Raw genomic sequence first — 12,643 nt, 5'->3', positions numbered from 1 at the left:
CGAGAAGGCGGTACGGCAACGTGACGACGTCCATCGAAGGCAGGATCGCCGAGGAACTCGGCGTACGGGAGCGGCAGGTGAAGGCCGCCGTCGAGCTGCTCGACGGCGGGTCCACCGTCCCGTTCATCGCGCGCTACCGCAAGGAAGCGACCGAGATGCTGGACGATGCCCAGCTGCGCACCCTCGAGGAGCGGCTGCGCTATCTGCGGGAGCTGGAGGAGCGGCGCACGGCGGTGCTGGAGTCCGTACGGGAGCAGGGCAAGCTCACCGAGGCCCTCGAGGCGCAGATCCGGGCCGCCGACACCAAGGCCCGCCTGGAGGACATCTACCTGCCCTTCAAGCCGAAGCGGCGCACCAAGGCGCAGATCGCGCGCGAGGCGGGCCTGGAGCCGCTCGCCGACGGCCTGCTCGGCGACCCGTCGGTGGACCCGCTCGCCGCGGCCGCCGCGTTCGTCGACGCGGACAAGGGCGTCGCCGATCCGGCGGCCGCCCTGGAGGGAGCCCGCGCCATTCTCGCCGAGCGCTTCTCCGAGGACGCCGACCTGATCGGCGAGCTGCGCGAGCGCATGTGGACCAAGGGCCGCCTCGTGGCGAAGGTACGGGACGGCAAGGAGGAGGAGGGCGCCAAGTTCGCCGACTACTTCGACTTCACCGAGCCGTTCACCGCGCTGCCCTCGCACCGGGTGCTCGCGATGCTGCGCGGCGAGAAGGAGGACGTCCTCGACCTCGTCCTGGAGCCCGAGGAGCCGTCGGCGGAGCCGGGCCCCTCGACGTACGAGAACATGGTGGCGCGCCGCTTCGGCGTCGCCGACCGGGGGCGCCCCGGCGACAAGTGGCTCGGTGACACGGTCCGCTGGGCCTGGCGCACCCGCATCCTCGTCCACCTCGGCATCGACCTGCGGCTTCGTCTGCGCACGGCCGCCGAGGACGAGGCGGTCCGCGTCTTCGCCTCCAACCTGCGCGACCTGCTGCTCGCCGCCCCGGCCGGCACCCGGGCCACGCTCGGCCTCGACCCCGGTTTCCGTACGGGCGTGAAGGTGGCCGTCATCGACGCGACCGGCAAGGTCGTGGCGACGGACGTGATCCACCCGCACGTCCCCGCGAACAAGTGGGACCAGGCGCTGGCCAAGCTCGCCGGGCTGTGCAAGGAGCATGCGGTCGAGCTGATCGCCATCGGCAACGGCACGGCATCCCGCGAGACCGACAAGCTCGCCGGTGAACTCATCGCCAAACACCCGGAGTTGAACCTCGCCAAGGTGATGGTGTCCGAGGCGGGCGCTTCGGTGTACTCGGCCTCGGCGTTCGCCTCGCAGGAATTCCCGGACATGGACGTGTCGCTGCGCGGCGCGGTCTCCATCGCCCGCCGCCTGCAGGACCCGCTCGCCGAGCTCGTGAAGATCGACCCGAAGTCCATCGGCGTGGGCCAGTACCAGCACGACCTGTCCGAGGTGAAGCTGTCGCGCTCGCTCGACGCGGTCGTCGAGGACTGTGTGAACGGCGTGGGCGTGGACGTCAACACCGCCTCCGCGCCGCTGCTTTCCCGGGTGTCGGGCATCGGCTCGACCCTCGCCGAGAACATCGTGGCGCACCGCGACAGCAACGGCCCCTTCCGCTCCCGCCGGGCCCTCAAGGACGTGGCGCGGCTCGGCCCGAAGGCGTACGAGCAGTGCGCGGGCTTCCTGCGGATCCGCGACGGCGAGGACCCGCTGGACGCATCCAGCGTGCACCCCGAGGCGTACCCGGTGGTGCGGCGGATGGTGAAGACGACGGGCAGCGAGGTCGCGTCCCTCATCGGCAACACGGGGGTGCTGCGCTCGCTGCGGCCCGACGACTTCGTGGACGAGACCTTCGGTCTGCCCACGGTCACCGACATCCTGCGCGAGCTGGAGAAGCCGGGCCGTGACCCCCGTCCGGCGTTCAAGACGGCCACCTTCAAGGAGGGCGTCGAGAAGATCGGCGACCTGGAGCCCGGGATGCTCCTGGAGGGCGTGGTCACGAACGTGGCGGCGTTCGGCGCGTTCATCGACATCGGCGTGCACCAGGACGGGCTCGCGCATGTCTCGGCGCTGTCCAGGACGTTCGTGAAGGACCCGCGGGACGTGGTGAAGCCGGGCGACATCGTCCGGGTGAAGGTCCTCGACGTGGATGTGCCGCGCAAGCGGATCTCGCTGACCCTGCGGCTCGACGACGACGCGTCCGCGCCGGGCGGCGCGCCGAAGCGGGAGCGCGGCGAGCAGGGCGGCCAGAGCCAGGGTCGAGGCCAGGGCAACCGGCCTCCGCAGCAGCGCCAGGGCCAGCAGCGCCGTGGCAACGGTGGTGGCGGCGAAGCCCGTGGCGGCAACCGGCAGGGGGCCGGCCAGGGCCGCGGCTCGGCACCGGCTCCCTCGAACAGCGCGATGGCGGACGCCCTGCGCAAGGCGGGCCTGCTTGACCCGAAGGGCCGCGGCGGACGCTGAGGGATCGACGAGGGGCGGGCGTACGGCATCAACTGCCGTACGCCCGCCCCTGGTTGACGAAGCGTCACCCCTCCGGGGCGACCGGTCCCGCCGTGACCGGTCCCGCCGTGACCGGCTCGGCGTTGCGCGGGTTCTCGGCATCGCGCACCGCAGTCGCGAAGGAGCACGCCCACGTGGCCGGGTGGCCCGGGATGTCAGTGCTCCGTGACCTTTCCTTCCGCGACTTCCAGGCGGCGGGTCGTGTGCACGGCGTCGAGCATCCGCCGGTCGTGGGTGACCAGGAGCAGGGTGCCGGTGTACGAGTCCAGTGCGGACTCCAGCTGCTCGATGGCGGGGAGGTCGAGGTGGTTGGTCGGCTCGTCGAGGACGAGCAGGTTGACGCCCCGGCCCTGGAGCAGCGCGAGGGCGGCGCGGGTGCGCTCGCCCGGCGAGAGCGAACCGGCCGGGCGAAGGACGTGGTGCGCCTTGAGGCCGAACTTGGCGAGCAGGGTGCGCACCTCGGCGGGTTCCGTGTCGGGGACCGCCGCGCAGAACGCGTCGAGCAGCGACTCCTCGCCCAGGAACAGGCCGCGCGCCTGGTCGACCTCGCCGACGACGACGCCGGAGCCGAGCGCGGCCTGGCCCGCGTCCAGCGGCAGCCGGCCGAGGAGGGCCGCGAGCAGGGTCGACTTGCCGGAGCCGTTGGCGCCGGTGATCGCGACGCGGTCGGCCCAGTCGATCTGGAGCGAGACGGGACCGAAGGTGAAGCCCTCGCGGTGCACCTCGGCGCCGTTCAGGGTCGCGACGACCGCGCCCGAGCGGGGAGCGGCGGCGATCTCCATGCGCAGCTCCCACTCCTTGCGGGGCTCGTCCACCACGTCGAGGCGTTCGATCATGCGCTGGGTCTGGCGCGCCTTGGCAGCCTGCTTCTCGCTGGACTCGCTGCGGAACTTCTTTCCCAGCTTGTCGCTGTCGGTGGCCTTGCGGCGGGCGTTCTTGACGCCCTTGTCCATCCAGGAGCGCTGCATCTGGGCGCGGCCTTCGAGGGCGGAGCGCTTGTCGGCGTACTCCTCGTAGTCCTCGCGGGCGTGCCGGCGTGCGGTGGCACGCTCTTCGAGGTAGGCCTCGTAGCCGCCGCCGTACAGGTTGATCTGCTGCTGGGCGAGGTCGAGTTCGAGCACCTTGGTGGCGGTGCGGGCGAGGAACTCGCGGTCGTGGCTGACGACGACCGTGCCGGCTCGCAGCCCCTTCACGAAGGCTTCGAGCCGGTCCAGGCCGTCCAGGTCGAGGTCGTTGGTCGGCTCGTCGAGCAGGAAGACGTCGTAGCGGGACAGGAGCAGCGAGGCGAGTCCGGCGCGGGCGGCCTGGCCGCCGGAGAGCGCGGTCATGGGCTGGTCGAGACCGGTGGTCAGGCCGAGCGAGGCGGCGACCTCCTCGGCCCGCTCGTCGAGGTCGGCGCCGCCGAGCGCGAGCCAGCGCTCCAGGCTGTCGGCGTACGCGTCGTCGGCGCCGGGGGCTCCGTCGACCAGGGCCTGGGTCGCGGCGTCCATCGTCTCCTGGGCGGCGGCGACACCGGTGCGCCGGGCGAGGAAGGCGCGGATCGTCTCGCCGGGGCGCCGGTCGGGCTCCTGCGGAAGGTGGCCGACGCTCGCGCCCGGCGGGGAGAGGCGCAGCTCGCCCTGTTCGGGGGTGTCGAGCCCGGCGAGCAGACGGAGCAAGGAGGACTTGCCCGCGCCGTTGGGTCCGACGAGGCCGATGACGTCGCCGGGGGCGACCACCAGGTCGAGCCCGGCGAACAGGGTGCGGTCGCCGTGGCCGGCGGCGAGGTCCTTGGCGACGAGAGTTGCAGTCATGAGGTGACCGATCCTAAGCCGTCCCCCGGTCGGTCTTGAGCCGTCCCCCGGTCCGGTGCCGATCCATCGTTCGGTCCCGTCGTGAGCAGTCCCCCGGCCCAGCCCCGGTCCCGGTCCCACCCCGCGCCTCCGGCGAAGCGCCCGCACGCCGGGATCCCTTCCGGATCATGGCCCGATGGCCGAAACCGGGCGCACGTTTCCGGGCACGGTGCAAGATGCGAGACTCGTCGCGCTGCGGCATGTCACCGGCCCGCTCCCTCTGGAGGTTTCCGCACCATGAACTCCGCCGTATCGCCCCGCTGGCTGATCGCCGGGGAGCCGCGCCCCGGCGCCCCCAAGCTCTACTGCTTCGCGCACGGGGGCGGTTCGGCCACGGAGTACCTGCGCTGGGGCCGCGACATGCCGGGCGCCGAGTTCCAGGCCGTGCAGCTGCCGGGACGCGGCTCGCGGTTCAGCGAGCCGGGGTTCGCCTCGATGGAGGCGCTGGTGGCCGCGTTCCTCGACGAGGTGCCGCTGAGCCCGGCGCCGTTCGCCTTCTTCGGGCACAGCCTGGGTTCCCTCATCGCGTACGAGGTCACCCGTGCCCTGCGGGACGCGGGCCGCCCGCTGCCCGCCCGGCTGGTGCTCTCCGGCTACCCTGCGCCGCACCTGCGCCACGTGCGCGTCGACGATCCGCTGCACCACCTGCCCGACGACGAGCTCATCGACCGGGTCGCCAAGATCCACGGCGGGATCCCGCAGGAGGTCCTGGACTCGCCGGAGCTGCGCGAGCTGGTCGTGGGCGCCCTGCGGGACGACTACCGCGTCCTGGAGACGTACGCCTGGCGGGAGACCGAGCCGCTGCCCGTGCCGATCACGGTGTTCGGCGGAAGTGCCGACCACCCCCGGGATCAGATGGACGCCTGGCAGCAGCACACCACGGCCGATTTGACGGTACGTCAATTCCCGGGCGGGCACTTCTACTTGCGCGAGGAACCGGCTCCCGTGCTGCGCGCACTGGCGGCGGCGCTGCGGGACGTCGGCGCCCGCTGACCCACGCCGGACCCCGCGGCTCGCACCGGTCGGTTACCGTCCGGGCATGAGCAACGACGTGATCGTGGTGGGCGGCGGGGTCATCGGGTTGACGACGGCGATCGTCCTGGCGGAGTCGGGCCGCCGGGTCCGGGTGTGGTGCCGGCAGCGGCCGCGGGAGTCGACGTCGGCCGTGGCGGGCGCACTGTGGTGGCCGTACCGCATCGAGCCCGAGGAACGCGTCGGCGACTGGGCGCTCACCTCGCTGCGGGTGTACGAGGAGCTGGCGCTCAAGCCCGAGGAGACCGGGGTGCGCCTGGTCGACGGGCTGCACGCCGGAGCCCGGCTCGGCGGCCTCGGGCCGTGGGCGGCCGAGGTGCCCGGGCTCCGCGAGGACCCGGAGGGGCTGCGGGCGAGGCTTCCGCTGATCGACATGCCGACGCATCTGGGCTGGCTCGAACGGCGCCTCGTGGAAGCGGGCGGAACCGTGGAGGTCCGGGATGCCGAGCGCCTTCCGGACGCGCCGCTCGTGGTCAACTGCACCGGGTTGGGGGCGCGCGGCCTGATACCCGATCCCCAGGTGCGGCCCGTCCGGGGGCAGTTGGTGGTGGTCGAGAATCCCGGGATCCGCGAGTGGTACACCTCGGTGGAGGACGAGGGCGAGGAGTCGACGTACTTCATGCCCCAGCCGTACGGGCTGCTCCTCGGCGGCACCGCGCAGGAGGACGACTGGAACCTTGCGCCCGACCCGGCGACGGCCGAGCGGATCGTCGCGCGCTGCGCCCTGATCCACCCCGAGATAGCGGACGCGCGCGTGCTCGGCCATCGCGTGGGACTGCGCCCGGTGCGCGATTCGGGCGTACGGGTGGAGCATCAACTCGGACCTCACGTTGGCGAGTTGGTGCACAACTACGGGCACGGCGGAGCCGGGGTGACCGTGGCGTGGGGCTGCGCGGAGGAGGCCGCGGCGCTCGCCACGACCTCCTCCGGCTGATTCAGCAGCGTTCGACGGGCTCGGCGGCCGCCAGGTGGTACTGGGCGCGGCCGTCGAGCAGCAGGGGCGCCAGGCTGCGCAGCGACTGACGCAGCGGGACGAAGGCTCCCCCGCCGGGCAGCTGCCTCGACTGGACGCCGTGCAGGGCGAGTTGATCCTTGACCTCTCCGTACTGAGCGGGGCTCAGGCGGTAGCCGCACGGCGGGTCGCGGAGGATCTCCGCCGGGGTCGCCGGCGTGTTGTCGGCGCCGCCGAGATAGACGGGCCCCTGGTCGCGGAATCCGGCGGCGCGCGCCGCTCCCGTGGCCGCCTCGATGCGTGTGCGACGTTCCGTGACGAAGTCCAACAGGCCGCTCAGGCCGGTCAGTTGCGAGTCGACGCGGCGCCGGTTGTTGACGGCCGGATCGGCCTTCTCCGCGTCCGTCATCGGATCGACACGGCTCTCGATGAGCAGCGCGACGGCGTGCTTGAGGCCGGCCGTGTTGCGCAGGATGCGTTCCTGGCCGTCACCGGCGACCTGCTTGACGGGGTCGCCGGTGACCGGGTCGGTCCAGATGCCGTAGGTGCCGGTGCGGAAGCCCTCGTCCCGCGCGGCATCGCGGACGTAGTCGCCGGACAGTGTCCGAGCCTCCTCGTGCACCTTCGGATCGGTGTTGAGGTTGCGCGGCCAGAGGTCGAAGAGGTCCTTGTCATAGTACTTGGGCGTGGCGCCGTACTCGTGCAGGTCGTAGACGACATCGGGGTGTTCGTCGCGCAGGACCGACGCGGTGGCCCGCGCCTCCGCCGTCTTCAGCGCGATGTGGTCGCGGTTGATGTCGACGCCTTCGGAGTTCTCGCGGGTGCCGGCGGCCCGGCCGTCCGGGTTGGCGGTCGGGATGACCAGGACGGTGGTGCGCTCCAGGAAGCGGAGCGTGGCCCGGTCCTTGGTCAGGGCGAGGTCGCGGACGGTGCTGAGGCAGGCCTCCCGGCCCGCCGGTTCATTACCGTGCTGGGTGCACACGAGAAGTACGGTGCTGGACGTGTGCCGGCCGCCGATGCGCACCTCCTGCAGGGGGCGACCCTGGCGGGTGGTGCCGATCCGGCGCACCGAGGTCCGCTCGCTGAGCCGGTCGACGGCGGCGAGGAAGGCCTGCTCCTCCGATTGGCCGGTCCAGCGCGCCCCGTCACTGGCCTCGAAGCCGGTGCGGGGCTCGGTGGCGGGGGGCTCGGTGGGACGGGCCGTGGCGGGCGCGGTGGCCAGCGGGACGGCGAGCGCGGCCGCCGCCACCCCGAGCACCAGCAGCCGCGCCCTCATCGGGGGACGTCCCCGGGCAGCCGCTGCGTCATGCGCGGCACCGGAACACCCTCGGTCGCCGTCGCCCCGCCGCTGACCTGCGGACGCGTACCGACCGTGGCCCGTATGAACGCCCCGGCGCCACCGACGAACGGCACCGTGGCGCCCGTTCGCGCGAGGTCCACGGTGAGCGTCGGCTTGCTCGTCGGAGGCTCGATGAGGCCATTGTCGGTGCCCGCGACGATCAGCGCGAGTCGGTGCCCGGCCGGTACGACGTGGTCGGCGGCCGCCAGGTCGAGCGTGATCGTGTACGGCTTGCCGGGCGTGAGCGGGACGCCCTTGGTGGCGGAGGCGTAGTGAGCGAGGTCGGCCCAGCCGCGGCTGAAGACGGTGTATCCGACATCGGTCCTGTCGGCCGAGGTCGTCAGGTAGCAGGAGCTGTCACCGGCCGTGCTCGCACCCCAGCAGGTGCGGTCAGTGCCGGTGCGGATGCCTTCGCCGGAGCCCGCGTAGTTGCGGATGGTGTCGGGCCCGAGGTCGACGAGGACCGCCGAGAGGTGGGCGCTGCTCGTGGTGGGCGTCGCGGTGACGGTCACCTTGGACGAGCCGGACACCCGCAGGTCCTTGGCCAGTGGCCGGGTGACGAAACCCGCCTTGTCGGGTGTGGACCTGTCGATCTGTGCGGCCCAACTCGTCTCGTCCAGGGCCGGGTTGTCGGTGAACGTGGAGGTCGTTCCGGCCGGGGCGGACTTCAGCGAGAGCCCGCCGACGCCCGGAGCCGGGCCGCTCACCGGGTGCACCGTCGTCGCTGCGGTGCCGGCCGGCGGCCATGACGTGTCGGTGCTCCACTGGTCGGGGTGGCGCTCGATGTCGGCCATGGGCTGCCGCTCGATGCCGTTGTCGTAGCCGAGGAGGTAGTGGTCGAACCACTGGTGGAGGGTGCCCACCCACTCGGGGCGCCGGTAGTCGAACGGGTCGACGTGCCCGGTCTGCGACAGCCAGATCTTCCGCTCGACCCCGTTCCTGGCGAGCCCGTCCCACCACTGGCCGAAGTTCTTCGTGCGCACGTTGAGGTCCTGCATGCCGTGCACGACGAAGACGCTGGCCTTCACGTTGTCGGCGCGGCTCGCGTAGTCACGGTCGGTCCAGAGCTTCGTCCAGTCCCCGTTGCGGGGAGACCCGTCGACCAGCTTCTGCTGTGCCGCGGCGCAGCGGGCCTGCGCGTCCGGGCTGTCGACATAGCCGGCGAGCTCGGCCGGGCCGCCGTCGTAGAGCGCGGCGCCCTTGGCGAAGTAGTAGTCGTACCAGGACGAGATCGCGCTGATCGGAACGATCGTCTTGAGGCCCTCGACGCCGGTGGCGGCGACCCCGTTGGCGATGGTGCCGTCCCAGCTCTTGCCGATCATGCCGGTGCGGCCGTTGGTCCACCCGGCCGTGGCGCGCTGGCCGCCGGTACGTGTCGTGTAGGCGCGGGCCCGGCCGTTCAGCCAGTCGACGACCGCCTTCGCGGACAGGACGTCGGAGGGTCCGCCGACGTCGACGCAGCCGTCCGAGCGATTGGTTCCGGCCAGGTCCACGCCGACGAAGGCGTAGCCGCGCGGCACGAAGTAGTTGTCGTAGTACAGCGGCATCTGGACGACGTTGCCCTTGGCGTCGTACGTCTTGAGCTGGCTCTCGTTGCCGCGGCCGCAGCACGAGTAGTAGGGGCTGGCGTCCATGATGACGGGCACCTTGCGGCCCTGCTGCGCGGGTTCGCGCGGCCGGACGATGTCGACCGCGACGCGGTCGCTCTTCCCGTCCCCGTCGCCGTCCAGGCCGGTGTCCACCCAGACGGCCTCGCGTATCGCGTTCTCGTACGAGTAGACCGGTTGGCTCTCCCTGGCGCGGGCCGCCTGGGCACCCGCCGGGGCGAGGAGCACCGCCGCCAGGGCGGCCACGGCCGCGAGGACGAGCGATCTGAGGAATCTTGACCTGTGGCGGGTGCCCCGCGCGCGTATCGGCATGGGGCGGAAGCTACTCCGGTCAACTCCCGCGCAAAAGAGGGCAGTCGAGGCACTTAAGCGAACGAAGCCGCACAAGTCAACATGTCGGCCGAATGGCGATCGTGTGACAGGAGGAGCCATGGACATGACCGGGACGGCAGGGGCTGAATAGGGTCCGAAGAGATCGTTCACCATCGTTCACCCCATGACGACCATGACGACTTGGAGCTTTTTGTGCACCGCAAAATCATCGCCCCGAGCGTGCTCGCCGCCTCTCTGCTGCTGGTGATCCCGGCATCGGCCGCGGACTTCACTCCGGGTGCCCCGGGCATCGGCGACCCCTACTACCCGGCCAGCGGCAACGGCGGCTACGACGTCTCGCACTACGACCTGAAGCTCAGGTACCAGCCCGCCACCGACCTCCTCGAAGGCACGGCCACGCTGCTCGCCACCACTCAGCAGGACCTCTCCCGCTTCAACCTGGACTTCGGACTCGCCGTCAGCGAGGTGCGGGTGAACGGCACCAAGGCGACGTTCGCCACGTCGGGCAGCCACGAGCTGGAGATCACCCCGGCCACGCCGCTGCCCAAGGGCAAGTCCGTCACCGTGGTCGTCAAGTACGCGGGCAAGCCGTCCGAGCTGAAGGTCGACGGCTGGACGGCCTGGCAGCGCACCCCGGACGGCGGTGTGGCGGCCCAGGAACCGGACTCGGCCGTGTGGTGGTTCCCGTCCAACGACCACCCGCTGGACAAGGCAACGTACGACGTCTCGGTCAAGGTTCCCGACGGCACCCAGGCGATCAGCAACGGCGTTCTGCAGTCCCAGAGTTCGAAGCTGGGCTGGACGACGTACAACTGGCGCTCCAACAAGCCCCAGGCCTCCTACCTGGCCACGCTCGCGGTGGGCAAGTTCGACATCACCACCGACAAGACCGCGAGCGGGCTGCCGGTCCTGAACGCCTACAGCAAGGACCTCGGCGACAACGGCGACGCCGCGCGCGCCAGCGTCGAGCGCTCGAAGGACGTCACCCAGTGGCTGGAAAGCGTCTTCGGGACGTACCCCTTCAACGCGGTCGGCGGATACGTCCCGAACGTGCCGACCCACTTCGCCCTCGAAACGCAGACGCGGCCGTTCTACAGCCCGGCGCAGTTCGCCAACGGCGCCAACGTGTCCGTGGTCGTACATGAGTTGGCGCACCAGTGGTACGGCGACGACGTCTCGGTCAAGGGCTGGAAGGACATCTGGGACAACGAGGGCTTCGCGTCCTACGCCCAGTGGCTCTGGTCGGAGAAGGAGGGCGACGGCACCGCGCAGCAGCTGGCGGACTGGGTGTACTCGCAGCACCCGGCCGACGACCCGTTCTGGAAGGTGAAGCCGGGCGACCCGGGCCCGGACAACCAGTTCGACGGCGCCGTCTACGACCGTGGCGCCGTCGCCATCCAGGCGCTGCGCAACACGGTCGGCGACGCGTCCTTCTTCAAGATCCTCAAGGGCTGGCCGACCGAGCACGCCTACGGCAACGCGGCGGTCGGCGACTTCGTGAAGTATGCCGAGAAGATCTCGGGCAAGCCGCTTGCGGAGCTCTTCGACACCTGGCTCTTCCAGCCGTCGAAGCCGTCCGCCCCGGCTGCGGCGAAGGCCAAGTTCGGGCCGCGTGCCGGGGTCGCGTCGTCCCCGTCGGCCGAGACGGCGAAGCCGGTCGAGCCGAAGTCGTGGAAGCAGATCTCGGCGTCGCACTCGGCGCACTGAGCGGACTGGGAGGGGCAGGGGGACGGGTTCCTCCTGCCCCCTCCCCCGGGTGAGGCGACTTGCCGACCACGGGCGATGTGTGCGGGGCGGGGCGGAGGGAGCCCTCCGCCGCGGATCCGAAAGCGCTCTCGCCCGGCGATCCCCGCCCCGATACGCTGCCCGGCAACGCAGTTCCGCCGAGGGGTCGTCGAGCGATCCGCCGATGAGGAGAACCTGCCTTGACCGAGCAGTACTTCGGGGTGCGGCCCACGCTCGAGGCCGTCGCGGCGCGGGCCGGGGTGTCCCGGGCGACGGCTTCCCGCGTCGTCAATGGCGGCACGGGGGTGCGGCCGCCCCTGGTCGACAAGGTGCGGCAGGCCGTCGAGGAGCTCGGGTACATCCCCAATCAGGCGGCCCGTTCGCTCGTGACCCGGCGTACCGGCGCGGTCGCCGTGATCGTGGCCGAGCCGGAGACGCGGTTCTTCTCCGACCCCTTCTTCTCCCGGCAGATCCGCGGCATCAGCAAGGAACTCGCCGCGCACGACACCCAGTTGGTGCTGCTCCTCGTGGAGGGCCCGGACGACTACGGGCGGATCTCCCGCTATCTGACGGGTGGTCATGTCGACGGGGCGCTCGCGTTCTCACTGCACGACGAGGACCCGCTGCCCGCGATCACGCGTGACGCCGGCATGCTGACGGTCTTCGGCGGCCGGCCCGGCTTCCCGACGGCTGTTCCGTACGTCGATGCCGACAACCGGGGTGGCGCGCGTGAGGCCGTGCGCCATCTGCTCTCCATCGGGCGCGGGCGCATCGCCCACATCGCGGGTCCGCTGGATCAGACCGCCTCGACCGACCGGCTCGGCGGGTACCGCGACGTTCTCCCGGAAGCCGATCCGGCGTTGGTGGTGGAGGGCGCGTTCACCGCGGAGAGCGGGGCCCACGCGATGGCCGAACTGCTCGCGCGCCGCCCGGACTTGGACGCCGTGTTCGCCGCGAACGACCTGATGGCCTCGGGCGCGCTGCGGGTGCTGCGTGAGCGCGGGCGACGCGTGCCGGAGGATGTCGCGCTGGTCGGCTTCGACGACATGACCTCGGTCGCGGAGGCCACCGACCCGCCCCTGACGACCGTACGCCAGGAGGTCGAGGAGATGGGCCGGCTGATGGCCCGCCTGCTGCTGCGCGGGCTCGACCAGGGCGGCGCCGAAGGGCCCCCGCCCGCCTCGGTGATCACCCCGACGGTGCTGGTGCGACGCGCCACTGCCTGATGGGCGTTCGGTCCTCCTGCACCGCCTTGGAATCCGCGTGATCCGGATCATCCGCCGGGGCGGCGGCACTCGGCGCCGCCTGGAAGCGGCCTCTGACGCGGG

At 71.8% G+C, this 12,643-nt stretch carries 8 protein-coding genes; 5 read left to right on the top strand and 3 right to left on the bottom strand.

The window, feature by feature from the left end; all coding sequences use genetic code 11:
• Window positions 1–20 precede the first annotated feature (20 nt).
• On the top strand, window positions 21–2,456 hold the full coding sequence (locus tag IE206_RS28375; protein WP_189966971.1) for a Tex family protein: 2,436 nt from the start codon (window positions 21–23) through the stop codon (window positions 2,454–2,456).
• A gap of 194 nt (window positions 2,457–2,650) precedes the next feature.
• Here IE206_RS28375 and IE206_RS28370 read toward each other — a convergent pair whose 3' ends face one another.
• Window positions 2,651–4,288, bottom strand: coding sequence for an ABC-F family ATP-binding cassette domain-containing protein (locus IE206_RS28370; RefSeq protein WP_189966969.1), 1,638 nt, complete (start codon window positions 4,286–4,288; stop codon window positions 2,651–2,653).
• A gap of 276 nt (window positions 4,289–4,564) precedes the next feature.
• Here IE206_RS28370 and IE206_RS28365 point away from each other — a divergent pair, with 276 nt between their 5' ends.
• Both IE206_RS28365 and IE206_RS28360 read left to right on the top strand, forming a co-directional pair.
• Entirely contained in the window at window positions 4,565–5,320 is a 756-nt protein-coding gene (locus tag IE206_RS28365) for a thioesterase II family protein (protein WP_189966967.1), read from the top strand.
• 46 nt (window positions 5,321–5,366) lie between these two features.
• Window positions 5,367–6,293: an NAD(P)/FAD-dependent oxidoreductase gene (locus IE206_RS28360; RefSeq protein WP_189966965.1), complete on the top strand. Its 927-nt coding sequence runs from the start codon at window positions 5,367–5,369 to the stop codon at window positions 6,291–6,293.
• 1 nt (window position 6,294) lies between these two features.
• On the opposite strand, the gene IE206_RS28355 is transcribed toward IE206_RS28360, so the two are convergent.
• Entirely contained in the window at window positions 6,295–7,587 is a 1,293-nt protein-coding gene (locus tag IE206_RS28355; protein ID WP_189966962.1) for a M14 family metallopeptidase, read from the bottom strand.
• On the bottom strand, window positions 7,584–9,569 hold the full coding sequence (locus tag IE206_RS28350; RefSeq protein WP_189966960.1) for a Xaa-Pro dipeptidyl-peptidase: 1,986 nt from the start codon (window positions 9,567–9,569) through the stop codon (window positions 7,584–7,586). The genes IE206_RS28355 and IE206_RS28350 overlap by 4 nt, the downstream gene beginning before the upstream one ends.
• A gap of 213 nt (window positions 9,570–9,782) precedes the next feature.
• On the opposite strand from IE206_RS28350, the gene IE206_RS28345 reads away from it, so the two are divergent.
• Both IE206_RS28345 and IE206_RS28340 read left to right on the top strand, forming a co-directional pair.
• A complete protein-coding gene (locus IE206_RS28345; protein WP_189967040.1) occupies window positions 9,783–11,297 on the top strand; it encodes a M1 family metallopeptidase in 1,515 nt (504 codons plus the stop codon).
• A gap of 218 nt (window positions 11,298–11,515) precedes the next feature.
• Window positions 11,516–12,541 (top strand): LacI family DNA-binding transcriptional regulator, encoded by a 1,026-nt coding sequence (locus IE206_RS28340; protein ID WP_189966958.1) that lies wholly within the window; start codon window positions 11,516–11,518, stop codon window positions 12,539–12,541.
• Window positions 12,542–12,643: the final 102 nt, after the last annotated feature.

Source organism: Streptomyces violascens (assembly GCF_014649955.1).
Taxonomy (GTDB): domain Bacteria; phylum Actinomycetota; class Actinomycetes; order Streptomycetales; family Streptomycetaceae; genus Streptomyces; species Streptomyces violascens.
Note: the sequence above shows the minus strand (reverse complement) of the source record. Positions and strands in the feature narration are given on the sequence as shown.